The organism is Streptomyces sp. NPDC002209 (assembly GCF_042890265.1).
GTDB lineage: Bacteria > Actinomycetota > Actinomycetes > Streptomycetales > Streptomycetaceae > Streptomyces.
In genome coordinates, this window is sequence record NZ_JBIARX010000002.1 from 325430 (window position 1) to 340631 (window position 15202).

General features: G+C 72.5%; 12 protein-coding genes. 6 read left to right on the top strand and 6 right to left on the bottom strand.

The window, feature by feature from the left end; genetic code table 11:
* Positions 1-58 precede the first annotated feature (58 nt).
* The gene (locus tag ACFYXK_RS06350; RefSeq protein ID WP_389410243.1) at positions 59-1543 is read left to right on the top strand and encodes a hypothetical protein; all 1485 of its coding nucleotides are present in this window, start codon (positions 59-61) and stop codon (positions 1541-1543) included.
* A 93-nt stretch (positions 1544-1636) separates the two neighbouring features.
* Here the strand turns inward: ACFYXK_RS06350 and ACFYXK_RS06355 are convergent, their stop codons facing one another.
* From ACFYXK_RS06355 to ACFYXK_RS06365, 3 genes are read right to left on the bottom strand one after another with little or no spacing between them, the layout of a single operon-like run.
* A complete protein-coding gene (locus ACFYXK_RS06355) occupies positions 1637-2857 on the bottom strand; it encodes a hypothetical protein (protein WP_389410057.1) in 1221 nt (406 codons plus the stop codon).
* Positions 2854-4623 carry a lipopolysaccharide biosynthesis protein gene (locus tag ACFYXK_RS06360; RefSeq protein WP_389410058.1) on the bottom strand — a complete coding sequence of 590 codons (1770 nt, stop codon included), beginning with the start codon at positions 4621-4623 and terminating at the stop codon, positions 2854-2856. The genes ACFYXK_RS06355 and ACFYXK_RS06360 overlap by 4 nt, the downstream gene beginning before the upstream one ends.
* Complete coding sequence (locus tag ACFYXK_RS06365; protein ID WP_389410244.1) at positions 4620-5825, bottom strand: glycosyltransferase family 4 protein; 1206 nt, start codon at positions 5823-5825, stop codon at positions 4620-4622. The genes ACFYXK_RS06360 and ACFYXK_RS06365 overlap by 4 nt, the downstream gene beginning before the upstream one ends.
* A 172-nt stretch (positions 5826-5997) precedes the next feature.
* On the opposite strand from ACFYXK_RS06365, the gene ACFYXK_RS06370 reads away from it, so the two are divergent.
* Entirely contained in the window at positions 5998-6468 is a 471-nt protein-coding gene (locus ACFYXK_RS06370; protein ID WP_266625279.1) for an adenylyltransferase/cytidyltransferase family protein, read from the top strand.
* On the opposite strand, the gene ACFYXK_RS06375 is transcribed toward ACFYXK_RS06370, so the two are convergent.
* A complete protein-coding gene (locus tag ACFYXK_RS06375) occupies positions 6449-7171 on the bottom strand; it encodes a CDP-alcohol phosphatidyltransferase family protein (protein WP_389410059.1) in 723 nt (240 codons plus the stop codon). The two genes, ACFYXK_RS06370 and ACFYXK_RS06375, sit on opposite strands and share 20 nt — an antisense overlap.
* Before the next feature lie 61 nt (positions 7172-7232).
* Positions 7233-8432 carry an MFS transporter gene (locus ACFYXK_RS06380; RefSeq protein ID WP_389410060.1) on the bottom strand — a complete coding sequence of 400 codons (1200 nt, stop codon included), beginning with the start codon at positions 8430-8432 and terminating at the stop codon, positions 7233-7235.
* Positions 8433-8505: 73 nt separating this feature from the next.
* Between ACFYXK_RS06380 and ACFYXK_RS06385 the strand changes: the two genes are divergently transcribed.
* Positions 8506-9018, top strand: coding sequence for a MarR family winged helix-turn-helix transcriptional regulator (locus ACFYXK_RS06385; protein WP_389410061.1), 513 nt, complete (start codon positions 8506-8508; stop codon positions 9016-9018).
* Between the two features lie 33 nt (positions 9019-9051).
* Here the strand turns inward: ACFYXK_RS06385 and glgX are convergent, their stop codons facing one another.
* Positions 9052-11418, bottom strand: a complete 2367-nt coding sequence (gene glgX, locus ACFYXK_RS06390; RefSeq protein WP_389410062.1) for a glycogen debranching protein GlgX — start codon at positions 11416-11418, stop codon at positions 9052-9054.
* A gap of 183 nt (positions 11419-11601) precedes the next feature.
* Between glgX and ACFYXK_RS06395 the strand changes: the two genes are divergently transcribed.
* From ACFYXK_RS06395 to ACFYXK_RS06405, 3 genes are all read left to right on the top strand, one after another.
* Complete coding sequence (locus tag ACFYXK_RS06395) at positions 11602-12822, top strand: Ig-like domain-containing protein (RefSeq protein WP_389410245.1); 1221 nt, start codon at positions 11602-11604, stop codon at positions 12820-12822.
* Between the two features lie 141 nt (positions 12823-12963).
* Positions 12964-14208, top strand: a complete 1245-nt coding sequence (locus ACFYXK_RS06400) for an Ig-like domain-containing protein (RefSeq protein ID WP_389410063.1) — start codon at positions 12964-12966, stop codon at positions 14206-14208.
* A gap of 86 nt (positions 14209-14294) precedes the next feature.
* A complete protein-coding gene (locus ACFYXK_RS06405; protein ID WP_030295145.1) occupies positions 14295-15062 on the top strand; it encodes an enoyl-CoA hydratase/isomerase family protein in 768 nt (255 codons plus the stop codon).
* The last annotated feature ends 140 nt before the right edge of the window (positions 15063-15202 follow it).

Here is a 15202-nt window from a genome sequence, read left to right on the forward strand (position 1 = left end):
CGCGGACCAGGCACATGGGGTGGGGGCAGCAGTGGCAACGGACATACGCAAGCCCTCCGTGACCCCGCCGGTTCCCGAGCTCGAGGACGAGCACAAGTGGGGCCGGGTCACCACCCCGCGCACGCTGCTGTCGCGCGCCCTGTCCGTTCCGCTCATCCTCGGCTTCACCGTCTTCCTGCCGCTGTTCGTGGCCGTCCAGTCCGGCGACGGCCAGCGCGACGCGGCCTTCTGGCTCCAGCTCCTGCTCACGATGTACGCGGGCGCCCGGCTCTCCGCGATGGTCCTCACCAGCCGCCGCAAGCTGCTCCAGGGTTCCTTCTGGCTGTTCGTGTACATGGCGATGGGCGTCGCCCCGCTCGCGCAGGCCGTCCTCGGCCGGGTCCCGACCCCCGTGGTCGGCCCCCGCTCCGACCTCACCATCGCCATCGGCCTGGTCCTGCTCGGCTGCACGGCCTTCGACGTCGGCGTCCTGCTCGCCCGCCACCGGCCGGCCGGCCGCGCCGGCGGCTCCCAGAAGGAGCCGCGCCCGGTCATGGCCCACCGGCGCCGCCTCCAACTGCTCACCGGGCTCGCCTTCCTGTGCAGCGCGGCCTTCATCATGAAGCTCGGCGGCCCGGCGGTCTTCTTCTCCAGCCGCCAGGAGATCATCGCGGGCATCGAGGAGGCGGGCGTCTCCAACGGCGACGGCCAGGCCGGCCAGGCCCTGCTGCGCGGCTTCGGCACCGTCCCGGCGCTGCTCGCCCTGCTGCTGTACACGCGCTGGCTGATCACCTCGACGTACGCCCGCCGCAAGGTCTCGATCATCGTCACCTGGGGGGCGCTCGCCCTGCTGAACCTGGTGGTCAACAACCCGATCTCGAACCCGCGGTACTGGTTCCTCACGGTCATGTTCGCGCTGCTCTTCACCGTCTTCCCGGTGAGCGCCGCGATGTACCGGGTCGCGCTGTCGATGGCCGTGGTGATCGCCCTGCTCGTGTTCCCGTTCGCGGACCGCTTCCGGTACGACGAGAAGAACTACAAGCCGGTCGAGACGACGTCGTTCCTGGAGCCGATGGCGCTGAAGGACTACGACCAGATCGGCATGTTCGCGAACACGATCACCTACTCGAACTCCGGGCCCGGGCACTACTACGGGCGCCAGCTCGCGGGATCGGTCTTCTTCGCGGTGCCGCGCTCGGTGTGGCCGGGCAAGCCGCGGGACACGGGCGTGATGGTCGGCCAGTGGATGGGGACGGTCAACACCAACCTGTCGTCGCCGATCTGGGCCGAGCTGTGGCTCGACTTCGGGTCGCTGGGCATGGGAGCCGGGCTGCTGGGGATGGGCTACGCGTCCGCGCGCGTGGACCGCCGGTACGCGAAGCGCGCCACGCGCAGGTCCCCGCCGGGCAGCCTGATCTCGGTGGTGGTCCCGCTGGTGGCGGGCTATTCGTTCATCCTGCTGCGGGGGCCGCTGCTCCAGGCCTCCGGCCGTGTGGCGATAGCCGGCCTCTGCCTGGCGCTGGTCGCGACGTACCGCCAGGACAGGTCCACCACCCTGCGCTGACCCCCGCGGAGCGGGCCCTGCCCCGCCCCTGCCCCCGACAACGGCGGTGCAGGCGAACGGGGTCCGGCGCCGGACCCGGCAATCGGGGTCCGGTCAGGCCGCGGTGGTGACCGGCGCCGGCACCGGGGCCGGGACACGGGAGACGCGCAGCCAGGCCGCCGCGGCCTTGAGGGCCGAGCCGGCCGCCAGGCCCCACGCGGCGCCGGCCACGCCCCAGGCCACGTACCCGCCCAGCAGCAGCGCCACCGAGAGCAGGGAGAACACGACCTGGAGCGACAGCGTGGCCTTCGGGGCCAGCACCCGCAGGGTCAGCAGGGCGCACGTGCCCAGGCCCATCACCGCGTACTGCGCGCCCGTGGCCGGGAGCAGCGCGCAGGCCGCGCCCCACGTGTCGCCCAGCAGCTGCCGGCCGACCGCCTCCGGCAGCGCGTACAGCACGGCCCCCCACCCGGCACCGAGCACGGCCAGTACGCCGCCCATCAGCAGCGTCAGCCGGACCACGCCCCGCTTGCCCGAGGCGCGGCCCACCACCGGCGGCCCGAACGCGTTCGCCGAGTTGAACAGCACGTTCAGCGGCCCGAAGAGCGTGGTCGCGCCGCGCAGCGCGCCCACCGCCAGCGGGGTGGCGAACAGCCCGAGGCCGAGGACCGCCAGCTGGCTGGAGCCGTTGCCCACCGCGAACTCGACCACGAACCGCCGGCCCAGGTGCCCGCGCCGCAGGTACGGCCGCAGGTCCGCGGCAGCGCCCCGTACGTACGGGCGCAGCAGGAACAGCCCCAGCGCCAGCGCCGGAAGCGCCGAGACCCCCCACACCAGCACCAGCCGCCCCGCCGAGGCCCCTTCGGGCTGCAGCAGCAGCGCAGCGACCACGCACGCCAGCCGCAGCGCGTCCGCGGCCAGCGCCCGCTCGGGGGTGCGGAGCGCGGAGAAGCAGTACCGCAGCCCGTCCTGGACGAGCACCAGCGGCAGTACGAGGCCGAGCGCGAGGAAGGCCCGGCCGCCGGACCCGGGCAGGCCGAGGCCGACGACCACCAGCGCTGCGCCCGCCGCCGCCGAGGCGGCCGCGGTGAACGCGAGGCCCGAGCGGCACACCGCGCCCAGCCGGTCCTCGTCCTTCTCCAGCACCACCGTCTGGCCGACGTACGCCATGTTCAGCCCGAGGAGCACGCTGAAGGTCACGTACACCATCGAGAAGTCGGCGAAGCCGGACGCCGAGGACAGCCGGGCGGCCAGCACGAGCACCAGGATGTTGGTGGCGCTGGACGCGGCCTGGTCCAGGACCGAGGAGACGGCGGCGAGGCCGCGCCGGCTCATCTGCGGCCCATGCGCACCGTGCGCAGGGCCACCGTGTCCGTGCCGTCGCCCGGGATGTGCTGCTCCGGCTCGGCCTGCCGGTTCGCCTGGTGCGCCTGGTTCGGCTGCCGCGTGAGCGGCTGCGGCTGAGGCGCGGACGGCCGGGCCGGGGCGGCCGCAGCCTTCGACTTGCCGCCGCGGCCGCGCTTCTCGCCCGGCAGCGGGGCGTGCAGCACCGCGCCGAGCACCGTGCCGCCGGCGCCGCTGATCAGCTCGCGGATCCGGGACAGGTCGCTGCGGTGGACGGCGCGCGGGTCGCAGACGACCAGGACCCCGTCGACGCGGTCGACGAGCGCGAGGGCATCGGCGTACGAGAGCACGGGCGGCGCGAGCACGACGACCGTGGAGTTGGGGGAGTCCGCCTCGGAGATCAGCCGGGTGGCGCGCGGGGAGGTCAGCGCACGGGGCACGTTGCGGACCGGCTCGCCCGGGATCAGGTCGAAGGCGCCCGACTCACCGGCGTCGACGACGAGCTGGCGTCCGTCGGGCCAGTCGGAGTCGCCCTGCGCGGAGGCGTGCCCGCCGGCGGCCGGGCCGCCGGGCGTCTGGCTCCAGCGCGGCCGCCCGCCCGCACCGGTGGGCAGCTGGCTGGCCAGTACCGGGGTGCGCAGGTCGGCCTCGATGAGCAGGACGTCCTTGCCGGTCTCCGCGAAGGAGGCGGCCAGGTTCACGGCCGCGGCGGCGGCGGTCTCGCTGCTGCCGCGCGGGGCGACGACGAGCAGCCGGCGCCGGTCGGCGAAGCGGGAGTCGTAGGCGAGCCGGAAGGCGACCGAGCGGAACTCCTCGGCGAGCCGGGGGTCCTCCTCGCCGGCCGCGAGCAGCGGTCCGCCGATGGTCTTGGCCCGCGGCAGGTAGCCGAGCACGGGGGCGCGCAGGGCCCGCGCGACATCGCCCTCGGAGCGCGGCGCCGGGTCGAAGACGAGGCGGACCCACGCGGCGAGCAGGCCGAGTGCGAGGCCCACGGCCGCGCCGAGCGCGAGCGACATCGGGATGCCCGGGCCGTCGGTGTCGGACGGCGGGGTCGCGGCGCTGGTGACCCGGCCCGGGGTCATGTCCAGGGCCTGGAGCTTGGCGATGTTGCTGTTGAGCGTGTTGACCTTGCTCTGGAGGTCCGTCTTCGAGGAGTACGCGGCGTCGCGCCCCGGACCGGCCGGCATGGCGTTGATCTGCTTGACGAGCTCGTCGAGGTTCTTGGCGACCGGATCGCGCTGCTCCTGGTAGCCCTTGACCATCTTGTCGCGGGTGACGTCGAGGGATTCCTGCCGCTTGAGCAGGTAGGCCTCGGTCATCGCGTTGGCGCGGGTCGCGGCCTCCTTGGGGGAGGACGCGGTGTACGTGAAGCGCAGCACCATCGTCTGCGGCGGGTTGGTCACCTGGAGGCCGCTGCGCAGGCCGGCGAAGTCCTTCGAGGACACGCCGAGCTTCTTCGCGGCCTCGTTGGCTATGGAGGAGCTGAGCGCGACCTGCCGCTCCGAACCGATGTTGATCGCCTTGTCGGGCGCGAGGCTCGGGTTGAACGGGTCGTCGGTGGGTGCGCGCAGCACGATGTCCGCGGTCGCGACGTAGGTGTCGGCCGTGGAGATGCCGAGGTAGACGCCGCCCAGCAGGCCGATGCCGACACCCGCGCCGAGGAGGCGGCGGTAGCGCAGGAGCTGCTTGAACTGGTCCCTGAGGAGATCAGGTTCGTCCTCCGCCGGGACCGCTGCAGGGCGATTCGTCTCGATCACGGCTGCGGACCCCCAAGTGCTTCGTCTATCAGTGCGTCGATGCGGGCCAGGCCCGCGTCACGGCTCAGGTGGGCCGCCACGTGGCGGGGCCCGGCCGCCCCCAGTGCATCCGCGCCCTCGGGGTCCTCGGCGAGGGCCCGTACGGCCTTCAGCAGGGCGTGGGGGTCCTCCGGTGGTACGAGCACCCCTGCGCCCGAGCGTTCCACTTCCTGGGCGGTACCGCCCTCCGCCGCGACGGAGGCGACGACGGGCCGGCCGGCCTGGAAGTAGGAGGTCAGTTTGGACGGCACGCTCATGTCGAGCACGGCCGCGTGCTGCGTCACGGCGAGCACATCCGCCGCCGCGAGGATATCCGGGAACTCTCCGTCGGCGGCAGGGGGGATGATGTCCAGGTTCGGTACGTCGGCCGCGAGGTCGGCGAGGGCCGAGCGCTGACTGCCGTCGCCCATGAGGACGAAACGGACACCCGGATCGAGGCGGGCGGCGCCGACGAGGACCTCGAGGCCCTGCTTGAGGCCCATGTTCCCGGAGTGCAGGACGACCGGCTGGCCGGGTGCCCAGCCCAGGTGGCGGCGGGTCTGGCCGCGCGGCCTCGTGGGCTGCGGGACGTGGGACCAGTTGGGGACGAGGCGGATCTTCTTCGGGTCCACGCCCATGCCGACGACCCGGTCCACGAAGGTCTCGTGGATGACGCCGACCAGGGTGGCCCGCTTCAGGGCGTACGCCTCCGCGCGCCCGGCGATCGCGGCCGCCTTGTCGCCGCCGCTGATCCCGCTCTGTGCGGCGGCCGCGCCCATCAGGTCCTGGACGACGGGGATGTACGGGACCTTCCAGCGCGCGGCGAGCCGGGCGGCGACGACGCCGCCGGCCAGGCTGGGCATCTGGGCCATGACCGCGTCCGGGCGCGGCATCCGGGGCGGGGCCACGGTGCCGTGGAGCAGAATCGATCCCTCAAACAGGGCCCGCTTGACGGCGGTCTGACGGGGCGGCACGGTGTGTGCACGCCGGTGCACGGTGACTCCGGCGCGCTGTTCCGTGCGCCGCAGCGCCCCCTTGTACTCCGGCTCCAGCGACCATGACGGGTAGTGCGGCATGCCGGCGAGGACATGGATGTCATGGCCGAGATCAGCCCAGTGCTCCGCGATCTGGGTGGCGTACGGCCCAATCCCCGCGTGCTCGGGAGCGTAATTGGTGGAAACCAGCAGTAGGCGCCGGTGACCGGATCTCGACACTGAACGTCCCCTTCTCCCCAGGATGATGCGCACGTCACCCTATTCGTTCACCGACAGGCTGCGGAACGTGCACGCTATTGTCTGCTAATCCGCCACACCGGGGGGTGTGGCCGCTGGGGGGTAACTCATGACGGAGCGCGACATGTCCGAACTTGGTGCGCCTGCGCACAGACCGTACCGAGTCGGGTATGCCCCGGGCGCCTACGATCTGTTCCATATCGGGCATCTCAATATCCTTCGGCACGCCCGGAGCCAGTGCGACTACCTGGTGGCCGGGGTGGTCTCCGACGAGATGGCGGAACTGGCCAAGGGCAGGCGCCCGATGATCCCGCTCGTCGAGCGCCTCGAAATCGTCCGCAGCGTGAAATACGTGGACGCCGCGTTCGTCGAAACGGTCCCGGACAAGGTGGAGACCTGGAAGCAGGTCCGCTTCGACGTGATCTTCAAGGGCGACGACTGGCGGGGCACCCCCAAGGGCGACAAGCTGGAGAAGGACTTCGCCGCCGTCGGCGTCGACGTCGTCTACTTCCCCTACACGGTGCACACCTCCAGCACCCAGCTGCGCCGGGCGCTGGACGCGCTGTCCGAACCGCTCAGCGCGGAACGGCGCTGAGCTCCCGGAACCACTTCGCGAGGAACGCCAGCAGGAACAGCGCGGCGATCGCGCCGAGTCCCGCGTACGCCCAGCGGAACAGCCCCCCGCCCCCGAGCACGAGGAACACCAGGCAGAACACCCCGTAGTCCACGGGCAGCAGCGCCACCGCACGCACCGTCGACGGTGTGGCGGCGGGGCTGCCCGGCGTCGGCTTGGGCTTGAGCTTCTCGGTCAGCAGCCCGCCGAAGAAGGTGACGACCGAGGCGAACTGGAAGCCCAGCGGCACCAGCAGCCAGCCGTCCCCGCCCGTCCCGTACGCGTCGGGGAAGCGGTGGAACGCGATCAGCACGCAGGTGTGCAGGGCGGTCAGCTTGGCGCAGTCCACGACGTGGTCGAGCCATTCGCCCGCCGCGCTGCCGCCCCCGCGCAGCCGGGCCAGCTGCCCGTCGGCGGAGTCGAACGCGAAGCCGACGGCGAGCGCGGCCCACACGGCGACGCCCAGCCCCCACGAGGGCGCGGCGAGCGCGACGGCGGCCACGGCGGCGAAGCTGAAGGCGGCGCTGACCAGCGTCACCTGGTTCGGGGTCAGCCCGAGCGCGTACGACACGGCGGCCAGGTAACGCCCCGCGGGCCGGTTGACGAACCGCGAATAGAGCGACACCCCCTTCGCCGACTTCTGCGCCCCGCGCAGCTCCCGCAGCGCGGTCCCGACCTTCGCCATGCGTACCCCTGATTTCCTGCGGCGGAACACGTGTACGGGTGCACGTGTGTACGAGGGCACATCATCGCAGGGCGAGTGAGGGTTCCCGCTCCGGTTGCCTGCGGACGTCCGGGAGCAGCAGTACCGACAGGTTCGCCGCGGCGCTCAGGGCGGCCGCCACCAGCAGCGGCGCCGCGGTACCGGTGACCCCCGCCAGCGGCGCCGCCACCGCCAGCCCCAGCGGCCGGGCGGCGAAGGAGATCAGGGTGTCGAACGAGCCGACCCGGCCCAGCGTCTCCAGCGGGATCCGGCGCTGCATCTCGGTCTCCCACAGCGGACTCAGCACGCCCAGGCCGAACATCGCGACGAAGAAGGCCGTCGCCGTCACCGCCGCGGGCAGCCGCAGCGCGAGCGCCGTGAGCGGCAGGGCCTGTGCCGAGGCCCCGACGGCCACCCCGTACAGCGGCCGCCGCACGGGCAGCCGGCCGGCGGCCCAGACCCCGACGAGCATGCCGGCGGTGCCCACCTGGGCGATGACCACCCAGGTCGCCGCCCCGCCCAGGCTCTGTACGGCGATCAGCGGTCCCAGGGTGAGCAGCAGGCCGGCCGCGAGGTGCCAGACGCCGTGGGCGAGCACATTGGCCAGGAACCAGGGGTGGCGCCGGGTCTCGGACCAGCCGGCCCGCAGTTCGGCGGTGAACCCGGCGCGGGTGCGCACGAGCGGCGCCGGGGCGGTGCGCAGCCCGCCGAGGGTGAGTGCGGAGGCGGCGAACAGCGCGCCGGTCAGCAGGGAGGACCAGCCGGCCCCGAGGACCAGCATCATCGTGCCCGCGGCGGCGGGCCCCGCCATCTGTGCGAGCCCGGTCGCCACCCCGAGCCGGGAGTTGACCCGCAGCCGGCCCTCGGCGGGGACGACGGCGGCGACGAGCGTGCGGGCCGAGGGGTTGCCGAAGGCGACGCCGGCGCCGGTGACCGCGGCCAGGGCCGCGAGTTCGGGGATGCGCACCGGACCGGTCAGCAGCAGCATCCCGGTCGCGACCTGGGCCGCGGCGCGCACCAGGTCGGCGGCCAGGACGACCCGCCGGGCGGGGAAACGGTCGGCGGCCACGCCCGCGACGGGCAGCAGGAGCAGCATCGGGAGCAGTTCGCTCGCGAGCACGATGCCGAGGTCTGCGGCCGAGCCGGTGCGCACGGCGGCCAGGGTGAGGGTGGTGGGGATCAGGGCGCTGGCGAAGGCCGCGAAGGTGCGCCCGGCGAGAAGCCGCCAGATCGACGAGGTCATGACAGCGGATAATATTTCGCCAGCGAATCATTCGTCAACGAAGTATCACGTCCGGGGTGCGATACTTCCGACCATGGACACGGAGTACGCCGAGGATTCGGTCGACCGGCACATCGCCCGCTGGAGCGGCAAGGTCCCCTTCGACGTGCCCACCGAGGCGGTCATCACGCGGATCCAGCTCCTGGCCAAGCACGTGAAGTACGGCAAGGAACGGGCCCTGGCCGAGACCGGACTGCAGGAGTTCGAGTTCGAGACCATGCACCGGCTCGCCTCCCGGGGCGCACCCTGGCGGGCCCCCTCCGCCGAACTCGCCGCCGAACTGCTGCTCTCCCCGGCCGGGATGACCGGCCGCCTCGACACCCTCGAGAAGTCCGGGCTGGTCCGCCGGGTGCGCGCCTCGGGGGACCGGCGCCGGGTCGACGTCGAGCTGACCGACGACGGCCACCGGCGCTGGACCGAGGCCATGCGCTGGCGCGGCATCGCCGAGGCCGAGATGGTCGAGCCCCTCGACGACGGGGAGCGGGCCGCGCTCTCCGCCCTCCTCAAGCGGATGCTGCGGCACGTCGAGGAGAAGCAGGAGAAGTAGCGGCCGCTTCCCGCGCCCCTCGGCCCGCGCCCCTCAGCCCACCACCCGCAGCAGCAGGACCGAACGGGCCGGCACCGTCAGCGTCTCCCCGCCCCGCACCCGGGTGCCGGGAGGCGCCGCCTGGTCCTCCCGCGAGGTGTCCAGCACCAGTTCGTACCCCGCCGCCCACGGCGCGCCCGGCAGCACCCACGCCGCCGGCCGGTCCCCGGCGTGCAGCAGCGCCAGGAAGCTGTCGTCGCTCACCTGCCGCCCCCGCTCGTCGCGCCCCGGGATGTCCCGCCCCGACAGGTACATCCCGAGCGCGGCGGCCGGCGCGTACCAGTCCCGCTCGGTCATCTCCACGCCCGCCGGGGTGAACCAGGCCAGGTCCCGCAGCCCGTCCGCGCCCTGCGGCCGCCCCGAGAAGAACGCCCGCCGGCGCAGCACCGGATGCTCCTGGCGCAGCGCCACCAGCCGCGCGGCCAGCGCGGCCAGCTCCCGCCAGGCCGGGTCCTCCAGCAGCGACCAGTCCACCCATCCCGTCTCGTTGTCCTGGCAGTACGCGTTGTTGTTGCCGCCCTGCGTACGCCCGAACTCGTCGCCGGCCACCAGCATCGGCACCCCGGTGGACAGCAGCAGCGTGGTCAGCAGGTTGCGCAGCTGCCGCCGCCGCAGCACCCCGATCCGGGCATCGTCCGTCTCCCCCTCCGCCCCGCAGTTCCACGAGCGGTTGTCGTTGGTCCCGTCGCGGCCCGCCTCCCCGTTGGCCTCGTTGTGCTTGCGCTCGTACGACACCAGGTCGCGCAGGGTGAAACCGTCGTGCGCCGTCACGAAGTTCACCGAGGCGTACGGCCGCCTCCCGCCCCACGCGTACAGGTCGCTGGAGCCCGACAGCCGGTACCCGAGATCCCGCACGTCCGGCAGCGCGCCGCGCCAGAAGTCCCGTACGGCATCCCGGTACCGGTCGTTCCACTCCGTCCACAGCGGCGGGAACGCCCCCACCTGGTAGCCGCCCGAGCCCACGTCCCACGGCTCGGCGATCAGCTTGACCCGCCGCAGCACCGGGTCCTGGGCGATGACCGCGAGGAACGGGGAGAGCATGTCCACGTCGTGCATCGAGCGGGCCAGCGCCGCCGCCAGGTCGAAGCGGAAGCCGTCCACCCCCATCTCCGTCACCCAGTAGCGCAGGGAGTCCGTGATGAGGCGCAGCACGTGCGGCCGCCCGGCGTGCAGGGTGTTCCCGCAGCCCGTGTAGTCGGCGTACCGGCGCTGGTCGGACTGGAGCCGGTAGTAGCCCCGGTTGTCGACGCCGCGCAGCGAGAGCGTCGGGCCCAGCTCGCCCGCCTCCGCCGTGTGGTTGTAGACCACGTCGAGGATGACCTCGATCCCGGCCGCGTGCAGGGCCTTCACCATCCGCTTGAACTCGCCGACCTGCTGCCCGGCCGTACCGGACGAGGAGTAGCCGGCGTGCGGGGCGAAGTAGCCGATCGAGTTGTAGCCCCAGTAGTTGCGCAGCCCCCGGCGCAGCAGGTGGTCCTCGTGCGCGAACTGGTGCACCGGCAGCAGCTCGACCGCCGTCACCCCGAGCCGGGTCAGGTGCTCGACCGCCGCCGGATGGGCCAGGCCCGCGTACGTGCCGCGCAGCTCCTCGGGCACACCCGGATGGCGCATCGTGAACCCGCGCACGTGCAGCTCGTAGATCACCGAATCGGCCCACGGGGTCTTCGGCCGGACGTCGTCCGCCCAGTCGTCGTCATCGTGGACCACGACCCCCTTGGGGACGTACGGCGCCGAGTCGCGGTCGTCGCGCACGGTGTCCGCGATGTACTGCTGCGGCCAGTCGCGGACGTGCCCGTACACCTCCGGAGGCAGCACGAAGTCCCCGTCGACGGCCCGTGCGTACGGGTCCAGCAGCAGCTTCGCCGGATTGAACCGGGCCCCCGTCCACGGGTCCCAGCGGCCGTGCACACGGAACCCGTACCGCTGCCCGGGGCGCACGCCGGGCAGGAAGCCGTGCCAGATCTCGTGCGTCAGCTCGGTCAGGGCGCAGCGGGTCTCGGCGCCCTCCGCGTCGAAGAGGCACAGCTCCACCGCCTCCGCGCCCTGGGCCCACAGCGCGAAGTTCGTGCCCGCCGTCCCGTCCGGTCCGGTGCGAAAACGCGCCCCGAGCGGGTGTGAGGACCCCGGCCACACCGGCGGCCCCGGGCGGGTGACGGCCCGTAAGGCCGGCTCGAGGTCCCGTGCCACCGCGCCGTTCACCCGGCCGTTGACGTGCGGGACGGGCGGCGCGGCCCCGCCGCCGCGGACCGCGTCCACGGCCCCCACCGAATCCACGGCCTCCACCGGATCCGGCGACTCCACTGACTCCGCTGACTCCATGGCGGCGGCATCCACCGCCTCTTGCTCGGCTGCGCTCGACACTGCCCGCCTCCACGGCTCCTGGGTACCGGCGGGGGAAGGGGAGAGTGCGGCCCCGGCGTCCCGGCCTGGGCCCGCCCCCGTCTGGTCCTTCCCACTGTTCTGCCCGGAGAGATCTGCCCGGAACGTGGCCCGCGCTCACGTTTCCCCCGGAGGGGGCCCGTCGTTGGAGGGATCGTGACACTTCTGACAAGGCGGGCAGGGGCGGGCTTGGCGGCCGTGGCGGCATGGGCGGCCCTGCTGGGCGGCCTGGCCGGATGCACCGGGAGCGGCGGTTCCCCGGTCGAGATCCAGCTCCCCGGCAAACCCCGCTCGCCCGACGAGGCCATCCGGATCACCCCCGAGGACAACGCCAAGGGGGTCCCGGCCGAAGGCCCGCTGACGGTCAGAGTGCCCGAGGGCCGCCTCGAGCGGGTCGTGGTCACCAAGGTCGAGGACGCCCAGGAGGAGCGCGTCCCCGGCTCCATCGCCCCCGACGGCCTCAGCTGGAGCCCCGACCCCGCGGGCGGCAAGCTCGCCCTCGCCGCCAAGTACACCGTGGACGCGGTCGCCCTCGACGGGCACGACCGCCGCCAGGCCCGGCACACCAGCTTCACCACCTACGTCCCCGAGGAGCGGTTCATCGGCTACTTCAAGCCCGAGAACCGCTCCACCGTCGGAACCGGCATGATCGTCTCCTTCAACTTCAACCGGTCGATCGAGAACCGCGCCGACGTCGAGCGGGCCGTCACCGTCACCTCCAAGCCCCCGGTGGAGGTCGTGGGCCACTGGTTCGGCAACGAGCGCCTCGACTTCCGGCCCAAGCAGTACTGGAAGCCCGGGACCGAGGTCACCGTCACGATGAACCTGCGGGACGTGCAGGGCGCGCCCGGCTCGTACGGCATCCAGGACAAGGCGGTCACCTTCACCGTGGGCCGCTCCCAGGTCTCCACCGTGGACGCGGAGGCGCACACGATGGAGGTCCGCCGGGACGGGAAACTGCTCTCCACCCTCCCGATCAGCGCCGGAGCGCCCAAGAACACCACCTACAACGGGAAGATGGTGGTGCTGGAGATGTTCGACGTGACCCGGATGAACGGCCAGACCGTCGGCTTCGGCGGCGAGTACGACATCCCCGACGTCCCGCACGCCATGCGGCTCACCACCTCCGGGACCTTCCTGCACGGGAACTACTGGGCCAGCCCCGACACCTTCGGTTCCACCAACACCAGCCACGGCTGCGTGGGGCTGCGCGACGACAGGGGCGGCGGTTCGGACACCCCGGCCGGCTGGTTCTTCGACCGCACCCTGGTCGGGGACGTGGTGGAGGTCGTCAACTCCCAGGACAGGACCGTGGCGCCGAACAACGGGCTGGGCGGCTGGAACATGGACTGGGCGCACTGGGTCGCGGGCTCCGCCCTCGGCTGACACGCCGAGGACCGCTGTCCGCGCCCGACACGCCGGTCCTTCTCCGTTCTTGGGACGGAACGGTGACAAGACCGTTTCTCTTCGTGATCCCCCCATGTGATTTCCTGTCGACAAGCGCGCGACTGTCCGCGCGCGGGGGACATGGGGAGAAGAAGAGTGAACGTGCAGCCGATACGCGGCCGCGCCCGCCGCACCGGCCTGCCGGCCCTCCTGCTCGGAGCGGCACTGCTGCTCACGAGCGCGTGCAGCGGGGGCGGCGACACCGGCGGCGGAGCCGGCGGCAACGGCGGGGGCGGCGGGGGCGGGAAGACCGGTACCGAGGCGTCCAAGGCCGTTGTCAGCGTCAAGCCGGACGACGGCGCCAAGGAGGTCGCCACCAGCGGCATCCTGAAGATAACCACCACCGGCGGCAAGCTGACCACTGTGACCGTCGCCGACACCAAGGGCAACGCCGTCGACGGCAAGCTCGCCGAGGACGGCGCGAGCTGGGAGCCCGCCCGCAACCTGGCCGCCGCCACCGAGTACAAGGTGCACGCCGTCGCCAAGGACGAGGCCGGCCGGGAGTCCGCCAAGGACACCACGTTCACCACCCTGACCCCGACCAACACGTTCGTCGGCCACTACACGCCCGAGGACGGCGAGACCGTCGGCGTGGGCATGCCGGTGTCGTTCAACTTCACCCGCGGCATCACCAACACCGAGGCCGTCGAGAAGGCCATCACCGTGACGGCCGAGCCGTCCGTGCCGGTCGAGGGCCACTGGTTCGGCAACGACCGCCTCGACTTCCGCCCCGAGAAGTACTGGGCCGCGGGCACCAAGGTCACTGTGAAGATCGCCCTGGACGGGGTCGAGGGCCGCCCCGGCGTCTACGGCAAGCAGACCCGTACGGTCACCTTCACCATCGGCCGCTCGCAGGTCTCCACGGTCGACGCGAGCGAGCACACGATGCAGGTCGTCCGCGACGGCCAGGTGCTCAAGAACCTCCCGATCACCGCGGGCGCCCCGTCGACGACCACGTACAACGGGCAGATGGTCATCAGCGAGAAGTACAAGGTGACCCGGATGAACGGCGCGACCGTCGGCTTCGGCGGCGAGTACGACATCTCGGACGTCCCGCACGCGATGCGCCTGTCGAACTCGGGCACCTTCGTCCACGGCAACTACTGGGCCTCCTCCGGCACGTTCGGCTCCGAGAACGTCAGCCACGGCTGCGTGGGCCTCAAGGACGTCCGCGGTGCGGGCGACGGCAACCAGCCCGCCGCGTGGTTCTTCGACGAGTCGCTGATCGGTGACGTCGTAGTCGTGAAGAACTCCAAGGACAAGCAGATCGCCCCGGACAACGGCCTCAACGGCTGGAACATGGACTGGGCGGAGTGGATCAAGTAGTCCCCTCCCGTACGTAGTCGAGTGGCCCGGTGCTGTGACCCACGGCACCGGGCCACTTCGTGTTAACCGCGGCTAACCTTCCCCGTATGACCCTCTCTCTCGAAGTCTCCGAAGGCGTCGGCACCCTCCGCCTGGACCGCCCGCCCATGAACGCCCTGGACATCGCCACCCAGGACCGGCTGCGCGAGCTCGCGGTGGAGGCCACCGACCGGGCCGACGTCCGCGCCGTGATCATCTACGGCGGCGAGAAGGTGTTCGCGGCCGGCGCGGACATCAAGGAGATGCAGACGATGGACCACGCGGCGATGGTCGCCCGGTCCCGCGCGCTCCAGGACGCCTTCACGGCCGTGGCGCGCATCCCCAAGCCCGTCGTCGCCGCCGTCACCGGCTACGCCCTGGGCGGCGGCTGTGAGCTCGCGCTGTGCGCCGACTACCGGATCGCCGCCGACAACGCGAAGCTCGGCCAGCCCGAGATCCTGCTCGGCCTGATCCCCGGGGCCGGCGGCACCCAGCGGCTGTCCCGGCTGATCGGGCCGTCCAGGGCCAAGGACCTGATCTTCACCGGCCGCATGGTCAAGGCGGACGAGGCGCTCACGCTCGGACTCGTGGACCGGGTCGTGCCCGCCGCCGAGGTGTACGAGCAGGCGCACGCCTGGGCCGCCAAGCTCGCCCAGGGCCCGGCGATCGCGCTGCGCGCCGCCAAGGAGTGCGTGGACGCGGGCCTGGAGGCGGACATCGACACCGGCCTGACCATCGAACGCAACTGGTTCGCGGGCCTGTTCGCCACCGAGGACCGCGAGCGCGGCATGCGCAGCTTCGTCGAGGAGGGCCCCGGCAAGGCGAAGTTCCTCTAGTCCTCCCTGGGAGTGGATTAGCCAGGCCTTAAAGAAACCTTAAGGAGCTGTGGAGATCCACTAGGGGTGCTCGTCCGGGAGCGGTGTGTCACCGCAGATCAGGATGGTTTCACGGGCTTCCGGTTGCCCAACGCATATGA